At 65.3% G+C, this 23,030-nt stretch carries 25 protein-coding genes; 14 read left to right on the top strand and 11 right to left on the bottom strand.

Features of this window, described 5'->3' with window-relative positions:
- Nucleotides 1–4: 4 nt before the first annotated feature.
- On the bottom strand, nucleotides 5–769 hold the full coding sequence (gene cobF / locus CH286_RS09690) for a precorrin-6A synthase (deacetylating) (protein ID WP_037152819.1): 765 nt from the start codon (nucleotides 767–769) through the stop codon (nucleotides 5–7).
- Nucleotides 751–1,494 carry a precorrin-4 C(11)-methyltransferase gene (gene cobM / locus CH286_RS09685; protein WP_037152817.1) on the bottom strand — a complete coding sequence of 248 codons (744 nt, stop codon included), beginning with the start codon at nucleotides 1,492–1,494 and terminating at the stop codon, nucleotides 751–753. The genes cobF and cobM overlap by 19 nt, the downstream gene beginning before the upstream one ends.
- Nucleotides 1,495–1,675: 181 nt before the next feature.
- Here cobM and CH286_RS09680 point away from each other — a divergent pair, with 181 nt between their 5' ends.
- Together CH286_RS09680 and CH286_RS09675 are read left to right on the top strand one after the other, a co-directional pair.
- On the top strand, nucleotides 1,676–3,871 hold the full coding sequence (locus tag CH286_RS09680) for an N-acetylmuramoyl-L-alanine amidase (protein ID WP_037152814.1): 2,196 nt from the start codon (nucleotides 1,676–1,678) through the stop codon (nucleotides 3,869–3,871).
- Between the two features lie 70 nt (nucleotides 3,872–3,941).
- Nucleotides 3,942–4,835: a M23 family metallopeptidase gene (locus CH286_RS09675; RefSeq protein ID WP_217902915.1), complete on the top strand. Its 894-nt coding sequence runs from the start codon at nucleotides 3,942–3,944 to the stop codon at nucleotides 4,833–4,835.
- Between the two features lie 15 nt (nucleotides 4,836–4,850).
- On the opposite strand, the gene CH286_RS09670 is transcribed toward CH286_RS09675, so the two are convergent.
- Nucleotides 4,851–5,687, bottom strand: coding sequence for an HAD family hydrolase (locus CH286_RS09670; RefSeq protein WP_094609045.1), 837 nt, complete (start codon nucleotides 5,685–5,687; stop codon nucleotides 4,851–4,853).
- Between the two features lie 75 nt (nucleotides 5,688–5,762).
- On the opposite strand from CH286_RS09670, the gene CH286_RS09665 reads away from it, so the two are divergent.
- Nucleotides 5,763–6,794, top strand: a complete 1,032-nt coding sequence (locus CH286_RS09665) for an NADP-dependent oxidoreductase (protein ID WP_032405407.1) — start codon at nucleotides 5,763–5,765, stop codon at nucleotides 6,792–6,794.
- Between the two features lie 55 nt (nucleotides 6,795–6,849).
- Complete coding sequence (msrA, locus tag CH286_RS09660) at nucleotides 6,850–7,362, top strand: peptide-methionine (S)-S-oxide reductase MsrA (RefSeq protein ID WP_032381071.1); 513 nt, start codon at nucleotides 6,850–6,852, stop codon at nucleotides 7,360–7,362.
- A 53-nt stretch (nucleotides 7,363–7,415) separates the two neighbouring features.
- On the opposite strand, the gene CH286_RS09655 is transcribed toward msrA, so the two are convergent.
- On the bottom strand, nucleotides 7,416–8,462 hold the full coding sequence (locus CH286_RS09655; protein ID WP_032405408.1) for an NAD(P)-dependent alcohol dehydrogenase: 1,047 nt from the start codon (nucleotides 8,460–8,462) through the stop codon (nucleotides 7,416–7,418).
- 95 nt (nucleotides 8,463–8,557) lie between these two features.
- Here CH286_RS09655 and CH286_RS09650 point away from each other — a divergent pair, with 95 nt between their 5' ends.
- From CH286_RS09650 to CH286_RS09630, 5 genes are all read left to right on the top strand, one after another.
- Entirely contained in the window at nucleotides 8,558–9,184 is a 627-nt protein-coding gene (locus tag CH286_RS09650) for a TetR family transcriptional regulator (protein ID WP_094609044.1), read from the top strand.
- 4 nt (nucleotides 9,185–9,188) lie between these two features.
- A complete protein-coding gene (locus CH286_RS09645) occupies nucleotides 9,189–10,487 on the top strand; it encodes a YhgE/Pip domain-containing protein (protein WP_371828290.1) in 1,299 nt (432 codons plus the stop codon).
- A 19-nt stretch (nucleotides 10,488–10,506) separates the two neighbouring features.
- Nucleotides 10,507–11,250 (top strand): CPBP family intramembrane glutamic endopeptidase, encoded by a 744-nt coding sequence (locus tag CH286_RS09640; protein ID WP_032381067.1) that lies wholly within the window; start codon nucleotides 10,507–10,509, stop codon nucleotides 11,248–11,250.
- 5 nt (nucleotides 11,251–11,255) lie between these two features.
- Nucleotides 11,256–11,858 carry a DinB family protein gene (locus tag CH286_RS09635; RefSeq protein WP_037175127.1) on the top strand — a complete coding sequence of 201 codons (603 nt, stop codon included), beginning with the start codon at nucleotides 11,256–11,258 and terminating at the stop codon, nucleotides 11,856–11,858.
- Between the two features lie 163 nt (nucleotides 11,859–12,021).
- Nucleotides 12,022–13,338, top strand: a complete 1,317-nt coding sequence (locus CH286_RS09630) for an HNH endonuclease signature motif containing protein (protein WP_094609043.1) — start codon at nucleotides 12,022–12,024, stop codon at nucleotides 13,336–13,338.
- A gap of 62 nt (nucleotides 13,339–13,400) precedes the next feature.
- Here CH286_RS09630 and CH286_RS27835 read toward each other — a convergent pair whose 3' ends face one another.
- On the bottom strand, nucleotides 13,401–14,027 hold the full coding sequence (locus CH286_RS27835) for a hypothetical protein (protein WP_176458194.1): 627 nt from the start codon (nucleotides 14,025–14,027) through the stop codon (nucleotides 13,401–13,403).
- Nucleotides 14,028–14,154: 127 nt separating this feature from the next.
- On the opposite strand from CH286_RS27835, the gene CH286_RS09615 reads away from it, so the two are divergent.
- Nucleotides 14,155–14,838: a response regulator transcription factor gene (locus CH286_RS09615; protein ID WP_052058601.1), complete on the top strand. Its 684-nt coding sequence runs from the start codon at nucleotides 14,155–14,157 to the stop codon at nucleotides 14,836–14,838.
- Nucleotides 14,839–14,864: 26 nt separating this feature from the next.
- Complete coding sequence (locus CH286_RS09610; protein WP_255182624.1) at nucleotides 14,865–16,289, top strand: sensor histidine kinase; 1,425 nt, start codon at nucleotides 14,865–14,867, stop codon at nucleotides 16,287–16,289.
- On the opposite strand, the gene CH286_RS09605 is transcribed toward CH286_RS09610, so the two are convergent.
- Together CH286_RS09605 and CH286_RS09600 are read right to left on the bottom strand one after the other, a co-directional pair.
- Nucleotides 16,290–16,775 (bottom strand): GNAT family N-acetyltransferase, encoded by a 486-nt coding sequence (locus tag CH286_RS09605; RefSeq protein WP_094609039.1) that lies wholly within the window; start codon nucleotides 16,773–16,775, stop codon nucleotides 16,290–16,292.
- A gap of 9 nt (nucleotides 16,776–16,784) precedes the next feature.
- Nucleotides 16,785–17,525, bottom strand: coding sequence for a lysophospholipid acyltransferase family protein (locus tag CH286_RS09600; protein WP_037152791.1), 741 nt, complete (start codon nucleotides 17,523–17,525; stop codon nucleotides 16,785–16,787).
- A gap of 101 nt (nucleotides 17,526–17,626) precedes the next feature.
- On the opposite strand from CH286_RS09600, the gene CH286_RS09595 reads away from it, so the two are divergent.
- Nucleotides 17,627–18,505 (top strand): hypothetical protein, encoded by an 879-nt coding sequence (locus tag CH286_RS09595; protein ID WP_094609038.1) that lies wholly within the window; start codon nucleotides 17,627–17,629, stop codon nucleotides 18,503–18,505.
- 44 nt (nucleotides 18,506–18,549) lie between these two features.
- Here the strand turns inward: CH286_RS09595 and serS are convergent, their stop codons facing one another.
- Complete coding sequence (gene serS, locus CH286_RS09590) at nucleotides 18,550–19,803, bottom strand: serine--tRNA ligase (RefSeq protein ID WP_037152786.1); 1,254 nt, start codon at nucleotides 19,801–19,803, stop codon at nucleotides 18,550–18,552.
- Nucleotides 19,804–19,814: 11 nt separating this feature from the next.
- A complete protein-coding gene (locus CH286_RS09585) occupies nucleotides 19,815–20,207 on the bottom strand; it encodes an ankyrin repeat domain-containing protein (RefSeq protein WP_032381061.1) in 393 nt (130 codons plus the stop codon).
- Between the two features lie 24 nt (nucleotides 20,208–20,231).
- Between CH286_RS09585 and CH286_RS09580 the strand changes: the two genes are divergently transcribed.
- Entirely contained in the window at nucleotides 20,232–21,323 is a 1,092-nt protein-coding gene (locus CH286_RS09580) for a septum formation family protein (protein ID WP_094609037.1), read from the top strand.
- Between the two features lie 13 nt (nucleotides 21,324–21,336).
- Nucleotides 21,337–21,669 (top strand): metallopeptidase family protein, encoded by a 333-nt coding sequence (locus CH286_RS09575; RefSeq protein ID WP_080734486.1) that lies wholly within the window; start codon nucleotides 21,337–21,339, stop codon nucleotides 21,667–21,669.
- A 184-nt stretch (nucleotides 21,670–21,853) separates the two neighbouring features.
- Here CH286_RS09575 and CH286_RS09570 read toward each other — a convergent pair whose 3' ends face one another.
- Both CH286_RS09570 and CH286_RS09565 read right to left on the bottom strand, forming a co-directional pair.
- Nucleotides 21,854–22,654, bottom strand: a complete 801-nt coding sequence (locus CH286_RS09570; RefSeq protein ID WP_094609036.1) for a CbtA family protein — start codon at nucleotides 22,652–22,654, stop codon at nucleotides 21,854–21,856.
- Complete coding sequence (locus tag CH286_RS09565; RefSeq protein WP_032381168.1) at nucleotides 22,645–22,839, bottom strand: CbtB domain-containing protein; 195 nt, start codon at nucleotides 22,837–22,839, stop codon at nucleotides 22,645–22,647. The genes CH286_RS09570 and CH286_RS09565 overlap by 10 nt, the downstream gene beginning before the upstream one ends.
- Nucleotides 22,840–23,030: the final 191 nt, after the last annotated feature.

Genomic DNA, 23,030 nt, shown 5'->3' with positions numbered 1-23,030 from the left:
GGTGTCAACTGCCCAGGCGTCGGAGCAGGTAGGTATCCATCACCCATCCGTGTGCCGCTTTGACCTCGTCGCGGGCGCGGCGGATGTCGGCGAGCACGTCGTCGAGTGGCCCCGCCATCAGCTTCTCGTCGACCGTGCCCAGGTTGGCACCCCAATGAATGCCCCACCCCGCGCCGGTCAGCGAGCTGCAGGCCAGGTTGCCGTCGAGCATGACCACCAGGTTGTCCAGCCCGGCAGCGACGTCGCCCGCCAGGTTCCTGCCGGTGGTGATGACGATCGGTCCGCCGATGCGATTGAGTACGAGCCGGTGACTCGCGGCCAGCATCGACACACTGGAGATGCCCGGTGTGACATCGAACTCGATGTCGCCGCGCAGTGCAGCCAGCCGCTCGACGACCCGGATAGTGGAGTCGTAGAGCGCGGGGTCTCCCCAGACGAGAAACCCGACGACGGTGCCCTTCGCGAGACCGTCGAGCACGTCGGCGTACGCGCGGGCGCGGGCGTCGTGCCAGTCGAGGACGGCGGTCTCGTACTCCCGGGGAGACCGATCGCGCGGTGGATCGGGCACCTCGATGACCTGGTAGCTGCCACCGTGGTGGCGCTCGAGGATCTCCTGCCTGGCTGCTGCAAGATCGCCGACGGACGCACCCTTGTCGGCCACGATGAACACGTCCACGGCCCGGAGCTTCTCGACGGCCTGCACCGTCACCTGGTCCGGATGTCCGCCGCCGATGCCGATCAGATGAATCTTCACGAGCGGTCCCGGCATGCGTCGTACAGATGCGATTCGGCGACGACGCGTCGAGCCAGGGCGGGCCCCACCAGGATGACTGCGGCCTGACGCAGGCCCGCGGCCTCGACCTGATCGGCGATATCACCCAGGGTGCCGCGCAGGATCAGCTCGTCCGGCTTGCTGGCGCGGAAGACGACCACGGCGGGGCAATCCGGCCCGTAGAACTCGGTGAGCTCGTCGGCGATGAGTCGGGTGCGGGTGATCGCCAGGTGCAATGCGAGCGTCGCGCGGGTGGCGGCGAAGTTCTTCAGCGCCTCGGTGTCGGGCATCGCCGTCGAGCGAGCCTGCGCGCGGGTGAGCACCACCGATTGCGTCACCTCGGGGACCGTCAGCTCGACGCCCAGTGACGCGGCAGCAGCGGCGTAGGCAGGCACGCCGGGGGTGACGTCCCAGGGCACGCCTGCGGAGTCGAGTCGGGCGGACATCTCCGCCAGCGCGGAGTAAAGGGACGGGTCCCCCGAACACAGGCGGGCGACGTCCTCCCCGCGCTCGTGCGCAGCGACGAGTTCGGCGGTGATGGCGTCGAGGTCCAGCTTCGCCGTGTCGACCAGGCGCGTACCGGCCGGGCAGTGTTCGAGAATCGCGTTGTCGATGTAGGTACCGGCGTAGACGCAGACCGGGCTGGAGCGCAGAAACTCGACGGCCCGCAGCGTGAGTAGGTCCGCAGCGCCTGGTCCGGCTCCGATGAAGTGCACAGTCACAGCTGGAAAGCGTAGGTGACATGTCCGACGCGCCGCGCCACTGGAACTTCCCGGCTGTGGCTAACTGTCAAGCTAAGGTTTAGCCTTGTGTCTGATGGGACTCATGTTGCTGATGTGATTCGTGATGTTCAGCAATCGAGATCCTACGACGCGTACCTACCAACAACCAGGGAGTACCGCCTTGCCGAACCGTCGAACGAAGCCGTCGATCGTTCTCGGTGCTGTCGCACTACTCGCCGTCGCGACCCCCTTTGCGGTCGCCGGCCTCACCGACAGCACGACAACCGGAGTTCGACCGGCCAACGAGACAACCCCGGTCACCGTGCCGACCACGATCGTCGAGACCGCACTCAGCGCAGCACCGGACATCGTGATTCCGCTGCAGGAGCTCACCGGCCTGCCGCTGCCCGATCTGCGGCTCTCCGATCTGAAGTATCTGCCGCTGCCGGATTCCATCGTGATCCCGCCGATCCAGATCCCCGACATTCCGGGCCTGACCACGCCGGCGCCGGGGAACGCGACCGCGCAGGCACCGATTCCCCGGGTGGACGCATCGGCACCAGTCAACCCCGAAGCTGCCGACCCCACCGGGCCGCCGCTCGGTGCGGCAGTCAAGGAAATCTCGCAGGACACCCCGTTCAGCATGGTGGCGTTGACCTCCGAGCAGCTGAACGGCGCGTCTGCACAGGTTCGCCGGCAGCTCGAGGACGGATCCTGGGGACCGTGGCTGCAGACCGCACCGGTCGACAGCACTGCCGACGACTCCGTTCCCGCTGCGGGAAAGCAAGGTACCGAACCGATCTTCGTCGGACTGACCAAGGCCGTGCAGGTGCTGCTGACGCCTTTGACGAGCAGTGCCGCTCCCGAAAGCTTTGCGGCTGCACCTGTTCCCGAGGTTCCGGTCGTCGAGCTGCCCGCTGCTGACGCGCCTGCCGAAGCTCCTGCTGCAGATGCGCCCGCTCCCGCCGCCGCGGAACAGCCCCTCGGCTACACCCCGGCGTCGTCGAGCAAGCCACTGCGCCAGCAGGATCCGGCTCCCGTGGACCCCGCGGCCCCGATCGAGCCTGCTCAGCCCGAGGCTGCACCGGAGAGCTCGGCCGAGCAGTTGGCCTCGGCAGTGAACGACATCAGTGCCGTACTCATCACTCCCGGCACGTCCCCGGCCGACTCCGCACTCAGCGACCTCGCCACTCCGGTGGCGGGCGACGCGGGCCCCAAGGTCATCACCCGCGCCCAGTGGGGTGCCGACGAGTCGATCCGTTGCGCCACACCGACGATCGACGACTTCATCGGCGGTGCCACCGTGCACCACACCGCGGGCAGCAACGACTACTCCAAGTCCGAATCGGCCGAGATCGTCCGGGCCATCTACGCGTACCACGCGCAGACGCTCGGCTGGTGCGACATCGGCTACAACGCTCTCGTCGACAAGTACGGTCAGATCTTCGAGGGCCGCGCCGGTGGCCTGGACAAGCCGGTTCAGGGTGCCCATGCGGGCGGGTTCAACGAGAACACCGTTGGTGTCGCCATGATGGGCGACTACTCCACCGAGGATCCCTCGCAGGAGACCGTCGACTCGGTCGGCAAGTTCCTCGGCTGGCGACTCGGCAAGGCCGGTCTGGATCCGAAGGGAACCACGACGATGACCTCCGAGGGAACGGATTTCACGTTCATCGGCAAGGGCAAGACCGTCGACCTGCCGGTGATCTTCGGGCACCGCGACGTCGGCAACACCGAATGCCCCGGTGACGCCGGGTACGCCCGGCTCGGCGAGATCCGCGACATCGCGGCTGCCAACCTCGGCGGCGGGGATGCCACACCGGCGTCACCTGATACGACCGACACCGCTCCCGACACCGCGGTGACCGACCCGGCTCCGTCACGCCCGGGCACCGATGCCAGTTCCACTCTGGGCGAGAACATCCCGGCGCTGGTCGCCGAGCTGCAGCGTCTGGCGTCGACCAGTCCTGTTGCACAGAAGTGGTTGGCCTCGGGCGGCGAGACCGGCTCACTGGGCGTACCGGTGAGCGGCCTGGTGCAGGTGAGCGGCGGCCGTGAGAAGGCGCAGTTCCAGAACGGCGAGATCATCACCAACATGGCCGGTCAGGCTGTGGCCGTCATCGGCAAGATCTTCCAGCAGTACCTGCAGCAGGGTGGCGTCGACGGCGTCCTCGGTCTGCCGATCACCGACGAGTTCAAGGTGCCGGAGGGCTTCCGGACGGACTTCGAGAACGGTTCGTTGATCTTCAACGAGCTCACCGGAATCGTCACCACGGTGATCAAGACGTACAACGACACCTACAACGCGGAAATGCAGAACCCCGCTGCGGCACCGGTGGAACCGGCACCCGCACCGGAGCCTGCACCCGCGGGCTGACATTCCCGCGAAAGGGCCGAGTCACTGTGGTGACTCGGCCCTTTCGCGTTGGGGTGGGTAGCGTGAAGTGATGTCTACGCGGACGCGCTTCGTGTTGTTGTCCTCCATCCCCCAGCTGGTCTGGCTCGTGCTCGTCGCCGTAGCTGTCGTCGGTTGCTGGACGGCCGAGAACGGCGGCCAGTGGGCCGGATCTCTACTGCTGATGTTCGCGACGTTCCTGTTCGCGTACTTCTTCTCGGTACCGTCGTCGACGACGTTCGGCATTCCGTACGTTCCGATCAGCGCGATGCTGCTGCTGGTGTGCGCGGTATCGGCCGTGCGAATCGACGACTGGACCGCCGGTTTCGACACCGACGCCTTCTCGTTCGAAGCGGTGCTCACCGTCTGTGCCGTCGCGGCTACGGTTGCGAGTCGCCAACTTGCCGTGCGTGATTCGACGACTCTCCGGTTGCACTTTCCGGTCGCCGGTGGGCGGTGGGAGGTGGCCGCAGGCGAGGGCAGACTGTTCAACCATCACTGGGAGGCACCACTGCAGCGCGCGGCACTGGATCTCGTCGAGGTCGATCGTCGTGGTTCCTCGCATCGCGGGGTTCTCGCCGGATGCGACGAGGACTACTACGCCTTCGGTTCACCCGTGCACTCCCCCGTCGACGCCGAGGTGCTCAGGTGCGGCGACGGCCTGAACGACGGCGAGCTCAACCCGGCGAAACCGGCGGGAAATCACGTGGTGCTGGGAGCCGGGTCGGAGGAGATTCTGATCGCGCACCTGAAGAAGGGAAGCGTCGCTGTCACCGCGGGGCAGCGCGTGCAGGCCGGCCAACTGCTGGGAGTCGTCGGGAATTCGGGCAACTCGACCGAGCCGCACCTGCACATTCACGCCCAACGGGACGGATGTGCGGTGCGCATCGTGTTCGACGACGTCCGCGGACGGATGTGGCCGGGTCGACGCGTCATCCGCCCCTGATCCGGCGGCGACGCGTCACCACCAGCGTTCGAGAACCTGCGCCACTCCGTCTTCTGCGTTGGTGACGGTCTGTTCGTTCGCCGCCGCGACGGCAGCGGGGTGTGCGTTACCCATCGCAACGCCGAGTCCGACCATCGACAGCATCGGCACATCGTTCGGCATGTCACCGAAGGCGACGATGTCCGATACGTCGACCGACAGCGTCTCGGCCACCTTGGCCAGTCCCGACGCCTTGGTGATCCCCGGGGCCGACAGCTCGATGAGTCCGTTGTCGGTGGAGAACGTCAGGTCGGCGCGACCGGAGATCAGCGGCGAGAGAATATCGGCCATATGGCCGCTGGTGGATCCCGAGAGCCGGACCAGCAGCTTCACCGCGGGGACGTCGACGACGTCGTCCTCGGTCATCTCGACGTTGTCGGGGTTGAGCCACGCATGCTCGTAGCCGGGCGAACTGACGAACTGCGGTGTGGCCGAGTCGTGTGCGGTCTGCCCCACTCGCTCGGCGGCCAGACCGCAGCCGGGCAACGCGCGGTAGGCGACGTCCGCCAACCACTGCAGCGTCTCGACCGACAACGTCTCGGCGCTGAGCACCCGATCGGTGGCCGCGTCGTAGATCACCGCGCCGTTGGCGCACACCGACATCGGTGCGTAACCCAACTGGTCGACGACGGGTTGAATCCATCGCGGTGGTCTGCCGGTGGACAGCACGAACGGGACGCCGTCGGCCACCACGGCCGAGACGGCACGCTTGGTGCGTTCGGTGACGCGTTCATGCTGGTCGAGCAAGGTGCCGTCGACGTCGCTGGCAACGAGTCGGGGGGCAAGGCGGGTGGTGTTCGGCGCGTTGGTCATCGTGACGTCATTCTGCCCTAGTGTCGAAGTGCCCTGTTTTCGACATGCACGTCTTCGATGTGGAAGGAACGGTAGATGACATCTGTGAACCGTCAGATCCGATTGGCTCAGCGCCCGGTGGGACGCCCCGACGACTCGACGTGGGATCTGACCGAGGAGCCGATTCCTACCCCGGGCGACGGCGAGTTCGTCGTCACCGTCGACTACGTCTCTCTCGACCCGGCCATGCGCGGCTGGCTCAACGATGCACGCTCGTACGTGCCGCCCGTCGGTATCGGCGAGGTGATGCGCGCGCATGCCGTGGGACGGGTGTTGGAATCGCATCACCCCGATTTTGCTGTGGGAGAGATTGTTTCGGGCTCGTTCGGCGTCACCGAGCATGCACTGTCGGACGGCACAGGAGTGCAGAAGGTCGACGAATCCGTCGCACCGGCACCCACGTGGCTCGGAGCCCTCGGCTTCCCCGGATTGACGGCATACTTCGGCCTGATGGACGTCGGCAAGCTGACCGAGGGCGATACCGTCGTCATCTCGGGAGCCGCGGGAGCCGTCGGCAGCATCGCGGGTCAGATCGCGAAAGCCAAGGGAGCCACCGTGATCGGCATCGCCGGCGGTCCCGAGAAGTGCGCATGGCTCACCGAAGAACTGGGTTTCGACGCGGCGATCGACTACAAGAACGAGTCGGTGTACAAGGGCCTGAAGGCCGCAGCACCGAAGGGCATCGACGTGTACTTCGACAACGTCGGCGGCGAGATCCTGGACGCGGCCCTCTCACGTCTACGCAAGGGCGCGCGAGTGGTGTTGTGCGGAGCCATCTCCGGCTACAACGCCACCGATCCCCAGCCCGGGCCTGCGCACTACCTGTCCCTGCTGATCAATCGCGCATCGATGACCGGCTTCATCATCTTCGACTACCTCGATCGGTACCAGGAAGGCATCGAGGCCCTGTCCGAACTGCTCACCAGCGGCAAGATGACCGCACGGGAGCAGATCGAGATCGGCGGCGTCGCCGCCTTCGGATCGACACTGAACCTGTTGTTCGACGGTGCAAACACCGGCAAACTGGTTCTCGAGGTCGGCGAACGCCCCCACGACTCGGAATTATGACGGCCGCTCGTTCGTTGGACACCATGTATGGACCGATAGAGCACAAGGAGTAACGATGTCTGCAGCCACCGAAACCGCCATCCTCGCCGGAGGGTGCTTCTGGGGAGCCGAGGAGCTCGTCCGCAAGCTTCCGGGAGTGGTCTCCACCCGCGTCGGATACACCGGCGGCGAGGTTCCCAACGCCACCTACCGCAACCACGGCAACCATGCCGAGGGCCTCGAGGTCGTCTACGACCCCACCCAGACGTCCTACCGCGATCTGCTGGAGTTCTTCTTCCAGATCCACGATCCATCCACCAAGAACCGTCAGGGCAACGACATCGGTGCCAGCTACCGGTCGGCGATCTTCTACCTGAACGACGAGCAGAAGCGCGTCGCCGAAGACACGATCGCCGACGTCGACGCGTCGGGACTGTGGCCGGGCAAGGTCGTCACCGAGGTGACTCCGGCAGGAGACTTCTGGGAGGCCGAGCCCGAGCACCAGGACTACCTGCAGAAGTACCCCGAGGGATACACCTGCCACTGGGTACGTCCGGACTGGAAGCTGCCGCGTCGGGCAACCGCCTAGGAGCGGCTGCGCCGCAGGTGAGTGGAACTTCGTAGCAGGGGTCGAAGTTCCGCTCACATGGGTTGACTGCGTAAATCCGACATATCGAGTACGAATCTGTACCGAACGTCGTTGGCAGCCAACCGGTCGAAAGCGTTGTTCACCTGAGCGGACGGCATCGTCTCCACGTCGGCGACGATGCCGTGTTCGCCGCAGAAGTCGAGTAGATCTTGGGTGTATCGGCGTCCACCACTGCCCGCCGACGCCAGACTCTTTCGGCCGATCAGTAAATCCAGGAAATCGACCGTCGTAGAGCCGAGATAGCCGACGGTGCACAGTGTTCCGTCGAGTGCGAGGCAGCGCAGGTACGGTGCGAGATCGTGCTCGACGGGCACGCAGTCGATGATCAGATCGAGACCACCTGCCAGTGCGTTCATCGCGGCATCGTCGGTCGAGACGACCACGTGGTGAGCCCCCAACTTCTGCGCATCGGCGACTTTGTTTGCGCTGGTGGTCAATACGGTGACCTCCGCCCCGAGTGCGCGACCCAGCTTGACCGCGAGATGGCCGAGCCCCCCGATCCCAGCTATCCCCAACCTGACGCCAGGTCCGACGTTCCAGCGACGCAACGGCTCCCACACGGTGATGCCGGCACACATCAGGGGTGCCACCGCCGCCGGGTCGAGGTTGTCCGGACGGTGGTAGACGAACCGATCGCGAACCACGTACTCGTTGGAATACGCACCGCGAGTGGTAGTTCCGTCGTGTCGGTCGCGCCCACCGTAGGTCAGTGTCGGGAACTCTCGACAGAAATTTTCCTGACCCACCGTGCACATATCGCACCGACCGCACGAGTCGACGATGTTGCCGACGGCCACCGCATCGCCGACGGCAAAGTCCGTGACGCCGGAACCGATCTCGGTCACCTCCCCGACGAACTCGTGCCCGGGCACCACCGGAAAGTCACCGGGATTCCGCGTCGAGTGCAGATCGGTGTGGCACACCCCGCAGTACGTCACCCGAACGGCAACGTCGTCGTCGCGAAGATCCCGCCGGTCGAATGTCCACCGCTCGAGTGGCGCAGTCTCGTCGACAGCTCGGTATCCGGTAGCTGTTCGCATGTTCGCATCCCTTCAAAAGTAACCAACTGGTTGGAAACAGTAGCGTCCGGCGAGATAGTTTTCAACCAACCAGTTGGAAATGTATGGTTTTACGCATGGGCAATTCGGCTGCTACCCGCGCTCGGCTGCTGGCCGCCGCCACCGAGGAATTTGCGACGCACGGCATCGCCGGAGCACGGGTGGACCGAATCGCGGCGGCGGCCGCGTCGAACAAATCGTTGATCTACAGCTATTTCGGCAACAAGGACACCCTGTTCGACGTCGTCTTCGACACGCGAGTCGACACCGATATCGAGAACATCGCCTTCACTCCCGAAGACCTGCCCGGGTACGCGGTGAAGCTCTACGACATGTACCTCGGCGACCCCACGCTGGTACGCCTGCTGACGTGGGCGCGGCTGGAGCGAACCCCGGCCGGGCCGCTGTTCGACCGCAGACCCGGACACGACGACGAGAAATTCGCCGTGATCGCCGACGCCCAACGAGACGGACTGCTGGTGGACGACGTGGACGCCGCAGACATCTGGTCGATGCTGATCGCCTTGGCCGGCACGTGGGCCCAGGCGGCGATCATCCACACCGCCGGCAGCAACGAGCCCGTCGCCGACCACGACCGACGACGGGCCGCCCTTGCCGCCACCGTCGGGCGGGCGTTCTGCCACTCCCCACATCCAGCAGAGGCAGAACTACCGCGCACAGCGGAGCCGAACTTGCGACACTGATCCGGTGACCTCCGACAGAACCCCTCGGTCGATGGCCGACGTGCTTCGTTCACCGCGATTCTGGCTCGCTCCGATCCTCGTTGTCTCGGCATTGATGTCGTTCCTCGCGGCCCTGTATCTGGGCGGCGTTCTCGATCCCCGAGGCAACTTGCACGACCTGCCCATCGCGATCGTCAACCAGGACGAGGGCGACACCCTCGCGGGCGAGCAACGCAATATCGGCAACGACATCGTCGACGGCTTGATCCAGAACGTCGACTCCGAGAAGGTCGCTTTCCGCGAGGTCGGCCCGGCACAGGCCGAGTCGTTGCTGTCCACTGCGGAGGTCTACGGCTCCATCGTCATCCCCAGTGATTTCACCAAGAGAATGGGAATCCTGGCGCAGGCGAGCGTGATTCCCGGCGATGTAGAGAAGCCGGTCATCACGGTGTACACCAATCCGCGGGCCGGCAGCTTCGGTATGTCGCTCGTGACCGGAGTAGCCACGCCGGCATTCGAGTCGGTGAATCAGACCGTGGGCCAACAGATATCCGATCAGGTCCGCCAGCAACTCGGAGACACTCCGCTGGCGGGCGCGAGCGCACTGACGTTGGCGCAGCCGATCAATGTGATTGTTGCCCAGCATGATCCACTACCCGACGGTACCGGCGGTGGCCTGTCTGCGTTCTACTACGCGCTGCTGCTCGTCTTGGCGGGGTTCACCGGTGCCACCATTGTCAGCACCCTCGTCGACGGACTGCTGGGGTTCACCCCCACCGAGATCGGCCCGAAGTACATCCACCGCGGACCCACCCAGATCAGCCGGTTCCAGACCCTGCTGGTCAAGTGGCTGGTGATGTTCGTTCTCGCCATGCTCGTATCCGGCCTGTACTTGCTGATCAGCCATCTGCTCGGCATGCCCATCACCCATGCATGGACCCTGTGGATGTACGGCGCGTTCGCGATCACCGCCGTCGGATTCACGGCGCTAGCGGTGATGTCGGCATTCGGCACAGCAGGGTTGCTGATCAACTTGGTCGTTTTCATCATCCTGGCACTGCCGTCCTCGGGCGGCACGATTCCCCTCGAGGCGAGCCCGCCGATCTTCACGTGGCTGGCACAGTTCGAGCCGATGCATCAAATCTTCCTCGGCACCCGCTCGATCCTGTACTTCAACGCCTCGCCTGACGCCGGCCTGCTGCACTCGGTGGGCATGACGTCTCTCGGGCTGCTCATCGGGCTCGTGTTCGGCCTGCTGTTCACCCTTCTCTACGACCGCAAGGGCCTCGACAGAAGCCTCGATTCTCCGGGCGTTATCAGCTGACGCCGGTACACTCGATCCAATGCTTGCTGTTGACCCGGCCGGAAGCGTGGCACCAAGACGTGCCTTCCACGCTTACCTCGACGTCGCCATCGTTGTGCTCGTACTCGTGGGCACCAACCTCATCGCGCACTTCACCACGGCGTGGGCCAGTATCGCGACGGTTCCTATCGCCGCAGTTCTGTTGGTCGTTCTCTCGAACCGCCGTGGCCTGGGCTGGGCCGAATTGGGCCTGTCACCGAAACAGTGGAAGACGGGTTCGCTGTACGCGCTGGGAGCCGTCGGAATCGTCCTCACGGTCGTCGCGATCGGCGCGTTGCTGCCGTTGACCCGCCCGTTCTTCATGGCCGATCGGTACGCGACCGTCTCGGCCGCTGTGATCGCGTCGATGATCGTCATTCCACTGCAGACCGTGATCCCGGAAGAGCTCGCGTTCCGCGGAGTTCTGCACGGAACGCTGGGCCGGATCTACGGTGCACGGGGCGTGTTCGCGGCGGGGTCGCTGCTCTTCGGACTGTGGCATATCGCGTCCTCGCTGGGCCTGACGGCGGGCAACGTCGGCCTCAGTGGGTTCCTCGGCGGTGGCCTGTTCGGGCAGATCGTCGGCATCGGGTTGGCTGTCATTGCAACGGCCGCGGCCGGTGTGGTCTTCACGTGGCTGCGCAGCCGCAGCGGAAGTCTCATCGCACCCATTGCCCTGCACTGGTCCTTGAACGGACTCGGCGCACTGGCTGCCGCCCTCGTGTGGCACGCATCGATGAACTGATACCGATGAAAGACGATCTGCACCAGTACCTTCGCATCGCACGCCAGAACATGGTGTGGAAACTCGACGGCCTGACCGAATACCAGAAGCGTCGGCCGATGACGGCGACCGGAACGAACCTCTTGGGTCTCGTCAAGCACCTGGCGATCGTCGAGTACGGCTACTTCGGCCTCACGTTCGGTCGCGAGTTCCCACCTCGTTTCGCGGAGCTGGAGGCATCAGCCACGGCCCGGCTCAACGCCGACATGTGGGCCACGGCCGATGAGTCATCCGAATCCATAGTCGCCTTGTACCGCGAGGCCTGGACGTATGCCGACAAGACCATCGATTCACACGACCTGGACACAGTCGGACGCGTCCTGCACTGGCCGGTGGAGAAGCAAGAAGTCACGTTGCATCGCGTGCTGGTGCATATGTGTATCGAAACGAATCGACATGCCGGGCACGCAGACATACTGCGCGAATTGATCGACAACTCCGTTGGACTGCGCCTCGGCAACGAGAACATGACCGACGGCGATGCAGCGTGGTGGGCGCAATACCGATCCGAGCTGGAAACAGTTGCGCGAGCAGCTGATCCAAGCTCTTCCGACGATATGACGGATTGACCTACCAGTTCGTGCGATCGCCCGCCGGAAGGCGTATACGGCTGCGTGGCGGGCTGATACCACAGGCCACCGACAGGTTTACCTTCGCGAATCCTTATGCAAGACAATAGTTTTCGATTCGACTATCATTGCCAGTCGAACGCACGTTCGATACACTTGGTCCATGACAACGGAGATCTGGCAACTGAGCGAAAGCGAACTCCTCGCCGACGCTGCTGATGTCTCCCACCGAATCCAGCTGATGGAAGCCCGACGTATCGCCCTCGTCAGCGAGATCGACACCCGCGTCTCCCGCGAGAAACTCGGCTTCCCCGGCCCTGCCGGATGGCTGACCTCCACCACCCTGCTCACCCCCAGCAAAGCCACCAAAATCGTCGCCCTCGGGCGCGGCATGAAGAACTTCCCCGATATCGCCGACGCGGTCAACACCGGCGTCATGACCATCGACCACGCCGCTCTGATCCTCACCTTTGCCGAAACCCCACCGAAGAACCTCCCGCAAGAGGGTCGCGACATCGCCCGGCAGGCGATGATCACCGCCGCCACCGGACCCTGCGCACGTACCGACCGCATCCGCGAAGCGATCACCAAACTGAAAGACACCTACGGTGGCAACAAGCCACCACCCGAGGACACCGACCGCAACGAACTCTTCGCCTCCAGGACCCTGAACGGGCGATTGGCGTTGAAAGGTGACTTCGATGCCATCACCGGAGAAAAGCTCCTCGCCGCACTCTCACCCCTGACCGAACCCCAGCCCGCCGCCGACGGCACCCAAGACGAACGCAGCCCCGCCCTACGCCGCGCCGAGGCATTCGGACACATCCTCGACCGCTACCTCGCCTCCAGCAACCGACCCACCGAAGGCGGGGAGAAGCCGCACCTCAACCTGCACATCAGCCTGAAAGATCTCACCGACCTCCGCAGCACCATGAACGCCGACAGCGACTCTGAGAATGGCAGCACCGCAACCGAATCCGACAACAACAGCCGGCCAGCTACCGCCGATCGTGGTGCGTATCGCGACCTGTTCGGCGACGGCACCACCGTCGGGTGGCTGCCGTGGATGGGACCACTCACCCGCGAGACGTCCCGCCAACTGGCCTGCGACTGCCTCCTCACCGCCATCGTCATGGACGAGAACGGCTCACCGATCAACCTCGCCCGCACCGCCCGCACCGTCACCGCCAAACAGAAACGCGCCCTCACCGCCCGCGACCACGGCTGCGCGTTCCCAGGCTGTGGGAAACCCGCAGCATGGACCGAAGGCCACCACATCTGGCACTGGACCGACGGCGGACCCACCGACATGAACAATCTCGTCCTATTGTGCGGATTCCACCACCGACTCATCCACCATTCGGACTGGGAAGTGTTCATCGGCACTGACAACCACCCGTGGTTCGTACCGCCGGCCACCGTCGACCCGTACCGACAACCCAGACAATCCCACGCCCGAGCCGGCCCCCACATCACATAACCACCCACACACGGAACCAGCCCCGCACCGAGAACACGGTGCGGGGCTGGAGGAGGTTGAGCTCAGGAACCCGAGGGAGCTGCTGGCGGTGCAGGCGGAGTCGCACCATCAGCGGGAGCCGGAGGGGTCGCGCCATCAGCGGGAGCTGCCGGCGGCGCAGGAGGAATCGCACCATCGCCTTCGGCGGGCGGAGCAGGTGGCGTCGCACCGTCTTCCGGTGCACACACAGCACCACCCGGGCCACCTGCGCCCGGTCCACCCTTACCCGGACCGCCCTCAGCCGGGCCACCCTTGCCCGGGCCTCCTGCGGGCGGAGCAGGCGGAGTTGCGCCGTCACCCGGGGCCGGCGGTGTTGCACCGTCAGCCGGTGCGGGGGCCGTCGAACCGTCGGTGGACTCCGGGGCTGCCGGCACCTCGGATGCATCCGACCCGCCACCACCGTCGGTTCGCTGTCCGAGGGCGGACGACGACGCCACCGTGGACACGCCAGGCGAGACGTCGGGGCCGGTGGCTGCGAACACTGCCGCCGTCACCAGGGCTCCGACGGCCAGACCCGCTGCTGCGGTCGCTGCCAGCGGTACCCGTCCCTTCCAACTCTTCGGCTTGTTCGCCCGAGTCGGGTCGGCCTCGGCACTCGGTGCGGGCTCGGGGTTCGATGCGGCGGGAATCGGCTGAGTCTGATCGTTCACGTTCACTCCTTGTTCGGACTGTCTCGTTCGTTTCGTTCTGTCACCGACATTGCCGTCGCTAGCTGAAGTAACCCTGAAGCCGGGCGCATCTTCAGGATCACTTCAGCTCGTGGGTGACAATCGAGGCATGACATACAGTTCCGCTCCCCGGGTGATGGTGGTGGAGGACTCGTTGCCCATCCGGGAAGCGCTGGTGGCCGCGTTCGAGGACGCGGGCTTCACCGCCGCGTCTCTGCCCGACGGGGACGATTTCGAGACCACGATGGCAGGCTTCCGGCCCGATGTGGTGATTCTCGACGTCATGCTGCCCGGTGCGCGAGACGGTTTCGCTCTCATCGACGTGGTCCGGCAGAGCACCGACGCGGGCATCATCATGGTCACCGCGAAGGACCAACTGGCCGACCGACTGCGCGGACTGAGTGACGGTGCCGACGACTATGTGGTCAAGCCATTTCAGCTCGACGAGGTGGTAGCCCGCGCAAAATCCGTGTTGCGCCGCCGCGGTCGGTCGTCCGACGCAGTCCAGGTCGGCGATCTACTGGTCGACGAGCCTGCCGGAGTTGTGACTCGGGCGGGTCAGGTTCTCGATCTGACGGCGACAGAGCTTCGCTTGGCCACGTTCTTGGTCGCGCAGCGCGGACGCACGGTCTCCAAAACGTCTATCCTCGAATCGGTTTGGGGCTACGGCGCGTACGACGGCAACCTGGTGGAAGTTCACATCAGTGCGTTGCGTCGCAAGATGGAAGCCCATGGCCCGCGGTTGATCCATACCGTCCGGGGCCTCGGTTATGCATTGCGGGCTCCGCAGTGATGCGGACGCCGACTCCGTCGCTTCGAATGCGGGTGGTCGCCACCGTCGTCGTGTTGTTCGCGGCACTGCTGGTGATTGTCGGTTCGTCGGTGGATGTCGTTCTCGGTCAACAGCTTCGGCGCGATCTGGAGGCACGGTTGTCGGATCGGGCAACCCGTGCCGTCGAGCTCGTGGAGAGCGGCGTCGGGCCCGGGGATCTGGTGCAGGCCTTGCAGGGCGACGCCATCCGAGTTCGGGTCACCGCTGCGGACGGCACGGTGTACGGGGCACCCGGTGGCGAGCCGCCCGCGCAGGACGATCGGCCCGCGGGACCCAACCCTCCGTCCGGCCCGTCGAATGCTCCCACTCCCCCGGGACCGCCCGATCCGCCTGCCCCACCGTCGGATTCGCTGGAGATCACGAAACCCCTGCCCGACGGTTCGACACTGTCGCTCCTCGGTGATACCACCGCGATCGCCGACGTTCGGCGTCAACTCCGGATCCTGATGCTGGGGGCGGGAGCCGTCACGCTGCTACTGGCCGCCGCTGCTTTGACCTTTGCCGTGCGGCGCGCACTGTCTCCACTGGACTCCATGACCTCGGTGGCACGTCGAATCACCAACGGCGACAGGGGTAGACGCCTGCTCCCCACCAAACCGAACACCGACCTCGGCCGTACGGCATCGGCCGTGGACGAGATGCTCGACGCCCTCGAGGACGCCGAACGACGCGAGGCCTCGGCCGCACGCACAGCCAAGCTCGCCGAGGAGGACATGCGCCGGTTCTTGGCCGATGCCGCACACGAGCTGCGCACACCGGTCGCCGGTATCTCGGCGTTGGCGCAGTCGCTGCAGCGCGATGCCGAGCAACGCCCCGATCGAGTCGCACGCTGGAGCGAGTTGCTGGTCGGCGAATCCGCCAGAGCATCGCGTCTTGTATCCGACATGCTCGATTCCGTTCGCGCAGAGAATACTTCGGACCTCGAGCTGACAGATTCCGACCTCGCAGACCTCACCCGCCGCACGGTGGAGAGAGCAGCTCTGCTCACCCCGCACATTCAGTTCGATATCGATGCGGCGCAACCGGTTCCGGTTCGGGTGGACGTAGGCCGCATCGAGCAGATTCTGTCCAACGTGCTCGACAACGCCAGTCGTTTCACGCCCAGAGGCGGCAGTATCACTGTCGCCGTGAATTCAGTGGGCAACGAGGCCGTCGTCACCGTCGACGACGAAGGGCCCGGTGTCCCAGAAGCAGACCGTGAGCGCATCTTCGAGCGGCTCGTCAGGCTGAACTCCGCACGCGATCGCTCCTCCGGCGGCGTCGGGCTCGGGCTCTCGATCGCACGGACGCTCGCTCGCGCACACAACGGTGAACTGGTCTGTGCCGCAGGGCCTACGGGCGCGAGATTTCGCCTGTCACTTCCTGGCCTCACGGGTCGTTCCGCGGGCTCCACTCCGGCGAGCGGCAGATAGCTACTCGACGATCAGGTCCATCAGCAGACTGTCGTGCCAGCCATCGGGACCCTTCTCGTATTTGCGCATGATCCCGACCGGCTCGAAACCGACTGCGCTGTAACACGCAATCGCCATCGCATTGTCGGCAGCCGGATCGATCACCAGGCGGTGGTGTCCCAGATCGACTGTTAGGTAGCGCACCAGTGTCCCCACGGCATCTTTTCCGACGCCACCGCCGTGCACTGCCGGATCCAAGAAGATGTCGATCGACGCATGCCGGTACATCGGGTCGGTCTCCTCGCCGTACTGAATCAATCCGACTGGCGCACCATCCAATTCGACAACCATGCGGTTCTCTTCAGGGTTGTCGGACGGCCAGTTCTCGTCGGCATCCTCGTCGCCCCACCGCGCGTACACCTCGGGGGTGTGCAGAATTCGGCGCAGCTCCGGCACATCCTCGGCGGCGACGGGCCGTAGCACGACCCGTTCACCGCGGAGGTTCATCGCACAGTTCTATTCGGCGCGCTTGGCCGCACGTGCCGCCAGGTCCTGGGCGTCGAGCTTATCGGCTTCCTCCAGGGTCGGGGCACTACCGCCGAGTCGGGCCGGCACCCAATACGCGCCGGGCTCGTGGTGGTAGTTCTCCTGCAGTTCGAGCAGCATCTTCTGCATCACCGCGCGTAGCTTGTCGGTCAGTTCGTTCGGCGGTCCGACCGGCGCAATCGGCTCACCGACGGCAATGGAGATCGGAGTGTTGGTGCGGCCCAATCGCTTCGGGTAGCCCTTGGTCCACACGCGCTGCGCGCCCCAGATGACCGTCGGGATGATGGGGACGCCGGCTTCGATGGCCATGCGCGCTGCGCCGGACTTGAATTCCTTGATCTCGAAGCTTCGGCTGATGGTGGCTTCGGGATACACGCCCACGAGTTCGCCGTTGCGCAGACTTTCCACCGCCGACTTGTAGGACTCGGCACCTGCCCCACGATCGACGGGGATGTGCCGCAGCGCACGCATGATGGGGCCTGAGATCTTGTTGTCGAAGACTTCCTTCTTGGCCATGAAGCGGATGTAGCGCTTCACTCGCCGCGGTGGCAGTCCGGCGTAGGTGAAGTCCATGTATCCGGTGTGGTTGACGGCGATGACCGCGCCACCGGTAGCAGGGATGTGTTCCTCGCCCTCGACCTCGAACTTCAGGCCCTCGAACGCGAACACGGTGCGAGCGATGCCGATGACTGATCGGTAGACGGGTTCCACAGTCGGTTAGCGTAGTCGGTGGACGGGGCCGGAGAAAGGTGCGGCAGAGTGCGGTCGGGTCGTGCGCAGTTCGGTAGAAGAGCTATGGGGGAGACAAACACGTGAAGAACAGAGCGGCACGACCGCGGCGCAGCCGAGTCGGCCGAACCGCGCTGCCGCTGATCGCGACGATCGCACTGGTCGGTGCCTGCGATTCCGCGGTCGGGATCCCGTCCGATCAGGCCGCCTCGCCGAGCAACACAGTCGAGTCCACAGCCGACGAGTCGACCACCCAGGAATCGCCGTCGACCACAGCCACCACCCCGATGCCCCCGCCCATCCCACCGGGGCCACCCGTCGGCGAAGCGCCCGGCAATCCCGCGGCCGCGGCGGCCCTGCGGCCGTTCGTCAACGATCTCACGGGCGGCGGCATAGGTGTCGTGACGGCAAAGTGCTGGACCGTCCCGCCCACCGACATCCCGACTATGTATGTCGACACCGGTGCCATCCTCGCTGCTGTGGCTGCTCCCGCCGTCGACGGTCAGTATGCGGTGACGTGGACCGGGCCCACTGCGACGGTCGCCATCAAGCGCAGCGAGATCACGTCCGGCTACGCCTGCCCTACCGTCTACCCCACCGGCACCGCCCCCGTATTCGACGCGGCAGACGCGGCCTACTCCGTCGATCGCTATCTGGGCCGCATCGCCGGCATTCCGGTCAACCGGGACGACGTGGAGGAGCGCTACCCACTCGTGTGCGAGAGTCGCGGCACGTGGGATCCGAACGGCACCGGGTCTCCTACCGCCCCACCTCTGGCACAGGACCCGGCGATTCTGCCGAGCATTACCTCGTTCGATCCCGACAGCGTGTTCGTCACGGCTCAGAACGGCATCTACACGCAGGTCAATGCCGACATCATCGATGCCTCGGGGGCATACCAGAACCGCACGTTCGTACTGACCGTCGGCGGCGAGGGCTACTGCATCGGCGACATCGCCTGAGCCTGCACTACTACCGCCGGAGTGGAGCCTGCGGAACGACCCAACTAGCGCAGTACGTCGGTCCCGACGAAGGGCACCAGGGCTTCCGGAACCCGGACGGTGCCGTCGGCCTGCTGGTGGTTCTCCAGGATTGCCACGATCCACCGCGTGGTGGCGAGGGTGCCGTTGAGGGTCGCGGCGATCTGAGGCTTGCCGCTCTCGTCGCGGTATCGAACGCCGAGGCGTCGGGCCTGGAAGGTCGTGCAGTTCGAGGTCGAGGTGAGCTCGCGGTATGCCTTCTGCGTGGGAACCCACGCTTCGCAGTCGAATTTGCGCGCGGCCGATGAGCCGAGGTCTCCGCCTGCGGTGTCGATGACGCGATAGGGCAACTCGACCGCGGCGAGCATTTCCTTCTCGTACTCCAGGAGCTTCTGGTGTTCGGCGGCCGCGTCCTCGGGCTTGATGTACGAGAACATCTCGATCTTGTCGAACTGGTGGACGCGAATGATGCCGCGGGTGTCCTTGCCGTAGCTGCCCGCTTCACGGCGGAAGCACGACGACCAGCCGGCGTAGCGCTTGGGGCCGTCGGCGAGATCGATGATCTCACCCGAGTGGTAGCCCGCGAGAGCAACTTCCGAGGTTCCGACGAGGTAGAGATCGTCGGCTTCGAGGCGGTAGATCTCGTCTGCGTGAGCACCGAGGAAACCGGTTCCCGACATGATCTCCGGCCGCACGAGCACCGGCGGGATCATCATGGTGAACCCGTTCTTGACGGCCTTCTGCGCGGCGAGCTGCAGCAGACCCTGCTGCAGCAACGCGCCGTAGCCGGTCATGAAGTAGAAGCGTGAGCCCGAGACCTTGGCTCCGCGTTCCATGTCGATCAAGTTGAGCGACTCACCGAGCTCGAGGTGGTCCTTGGGCTCGAAATCGAATTCCGGGATGTCGCCGACCGTCTCGAGCAGTACGAAGTCGTCCTCGCCGCCTGCGGGCGTGCCGTCCTGGACGATGTTGGAGATCGCCCGGTGTGCCGTGTCGAGAGCTGCGTCGGCCTCGGCCTCGGCGGCCTGCGCGGCCTTGACCTTGGCGGCCAGTTCCGACGCCCCGGCGAGCAGCGCTGGACGATCCTCGGCGGAGGCCTTTCCGACCTTCTTGCCCAATGCCTTCTGCTCGGCGCGCAGCTGATCTCCGGCGAGCACGGCGGCCCGGCGGGACGCGTCGGCATCGAGAAGCGCGTCGACGAGGGCGGGGTCCTCGCCTCTGGTGCGCTGTGAGGCGCGTACGGCGTCAGGATTTTCGCGAAGGAATTTCAGGTCGATCACGAGAGGGAACCTTACTTGCCGAGCAACCCCAGGTAGTCCTCGCGTCCGAACATCGTGGCGGCATCGATTGCCGACGGGTGACCCCCGTGCGGATCGGCTCCTCCGTCGACGAGAACTCGCACCACGTCGTCCTCCCCTTTGAAGACCGCACCCGCGAGTGGGGTCTGCCCCTTGTCGTTGGGCTTGTTCACGTCGGCACCGCGCTCGACCAGCACGCGCACCGCATCGGCATGCCCGTGATACGCGGCAAGCATGACCAACGTGTCCCCGGACTCGTTGTGGAGATTCACCGGAACGCCCGCGTCCACGTAGCTCGCCAAACCGGCCGCATCACCGGTGCGCGCCATCGTGAACAGTCGGCCGGCCAGCTCGCTGAGGTCGTCGTCACCTGTCGGGTCGCTCATGAGGACCGAACATACTCGGGCATGATGGAGGCGATGTCCGCGAACGAAACAGACCCCCCAGAGAGCCGGAATCGGCGAACTCTCTCCGCAACCACCGCCCGACGTGGGCTCGCCATGGTTGCGGTCGGTGCAGTGCTGGCCGCGGGTGCGACGGCGTTCCTCTCCGACGGGTTCTCGGCACCCGAGAAGATCACCACCCATTCGGCGGCCAGTGGTCCGGTGACCGACGGACCCGTATCGGCATCCTCGTTCGGCGCAGCCGATCCCGGTACGTGCCTGCAGTGGACGCCCACCGACGATCCGGAGACCGACCGACAGGATCTCGCCGAAGTGTCTTGCGCCGATCCTCATCGCTTCGAGGTCGCTCGCGACATCGACATGAGCGTCTACCCGGGCGTCGAGTTCGGTCCCGGTTCGCAGTATCCCGGGTCCATTCGGTTCGGTCAGCTGCGTGACGAACACTGCACGGCCGCCGTCGACGACTACGTCGGCGCCAAGTTCGATCCCAACGGACTCTTCGGCGTCGGGCTGATGTTCCCCAGCCAGGCCGGGTGGGCCAAGGGCGAGCGGACCCTGCGCTGCGGGGTGCAGATGCCGTCGAACACCGGAGCTCTGCTGGAGATGACCGGTTCGATCCTCGACCAGGATCAGTCCAAGGTCTGGCCGACGGGCACCTGTATCGGCATCAATCAGAACGTGCCCGCGGATCCGGTGGACTGCTCGGCACCGCACGCCTTCGAGGTCGCCTCGGTGATCAACCTGACGCAGCAATTCCCCGGCGGCCACCCGTCGGAGGGCGATCAGGACGCGTACTTGGAAGGCACCTGCACCGACGCCGTCAACGGCTATCTCGGCTCGGACACGGCATTGCGCGACAAGACGCTGACCCTGTTCTGGGACACCATCGACGTCGCAAGCTGGCTCGCCGGTAGCCGTCAGGTGACGTGTTCGGTGGGCAAGGAACTCGATTCCGGCGGATTCGCGACCATCGTCGGCAGTGCGAAGGGCGACATCCTCATCAACGGTGCAGCGCCTGTCCCACCGCCATCAGCTCCCGACGGCCGCGCGCTGCCCACTCCGCTGCCCGGTGCTGCTCCGATCACCACCGGAGGCTGACATCCCCACCCAGATGACCCGCGTCGACTTCGAGGAAGCCGTGTCCGACGCCCTCGACACCCTGCCGCGCGAGCTCACCGACTTCATGAACAACGTGGTCGTGCTCGTCGAGGAGGAACACCCCACCGAGGACATCCTGGGGTTGTACGAAGGCATCGCGCTCACCGAGCGTTACGAGTACAGCGGACACCTACCGGACGTCATCACGATCTACCGCAAGCCGATCCTCGAGATGGTCGACGACGAAACCGAGGCTCGACGCGAAATCGCCATCACCGTGGCCCACGAAATCGGACATCACTTCGGCATCGACGACGAACGACTGCATCAACTCGGATTCGGCTGAGCGCACTCGATCACCCGCCCGCGCTCACCCGCTCGCACACCCCCGGAACGCGTGAATGGACCATTGCATGCGTCTGAGCAGTGCAATGGTCCATTCACCCGGACCGACCGGGCCACCCGCACAGCGTCAATGGCACTGTGCACACGTCTCGGCGATGCAGTGGTCCATTCACGCGGACGCTGGGCTACGCCGCAACTGCCTCTCGGCGAACAGGTCGAACTGCGCGATCGGTGAGGAACGCGAAGCCCAATCCCAGGGCCAGCCACAGGGTTGCCTGCGTGGCCAGTGACGACAGGCGGAATTCCCACAGCAGGGTTGCCGGGAAGTCCGCGCCCACCTCGTTGATTTCGGGCAACAGTGCGTACCCGATGCCGACGATCACCAGGAACGCCACGATCGGTGCGCCGACGCGGACTGCCACCGAATGCTGCGATGCCACGACCTTCGCGACATAGATTCCGACTCCGACGGCCAGCAGACCGAGAATCACCGATGCCAGCCACAGCCACGTGCGCTGGGTGATGGTCTCCGGATCTCCGACGGCCGGCGGATTGGCCGGGTACTTGAAGAACGGCACCGCTTCGATGGCCAACCACCCGGCACCGGCTCCGACGAGCGCGAGGATCGAGCCCGGGAGGGAGCTGAAGCGTCGGGAATAGTGCAGTGCCGACGCGAAGATCGCGCCGAGTGCCAGGCCGGCGAGTCCGGTGGCGAGGAACAGTCCGACGCGTTGTCCGTCCCGACTGACGAGCGCCTCCTCGTCGCCGTGCGAGTGCGCCGCCGGTGCGGCATCGGCATCGGCGTGATGGGCGTCGGTGCCGGCTGCTTCCTCGATGGCGATGGCCGAGTCGATGTGCGGTTCACCGACGACGTAGGCGACTGCTCCGGCGAGCAGGCCCGCGAGGAGTCCGGCGAGCAGACCCCGGAGCAGGAGTTGGACGAATGTGCCCTGCAACGTCGGGCCGTGGGTATCGGTCAGTGGCATGGCAGACCCAGCAGGTGGCGGCCGTCGTGCATCAGTTCGTGCATGTACATGCCACTGCGGGAGATTGCGCCCTGATCGAAGCCGACCAGGTAGAGCACGACGAAAGCGAGCAGGATCGTCGCGGCGACGATGACGGCGAGGGCCGCCGACTCCGTCGTATTACTGGGGGAATGAGTGATTGCCATGGTGTCCTCCTGGGATATGCGTCCCGTAGTCCCTTCCGAAAAGAAGAGACGGCCATGCGATGTACGAGTTTTCTGGCTCTCGAATTCGGACGTATGCCCGACGTCGATCACAGTGGCGCAACCGTTCCGGATTTTCACCGGATTACCTGCGTACATCGCGTCTAACCTGCGAACTGTGGCACCGAACGCGT

It is taken from the genome of Rhodococcus sp. WWJCD1 (assembly GCF_002258735.1).
Lineage (GTDB): Bacteria > Actinomycetota > Actinomycetes > Mycobacteriales > Mycobacteriaceae > Rhodococcoides.
This window is presented reverse-complemented; position numbering and strand designations above follow the sequence as displayed.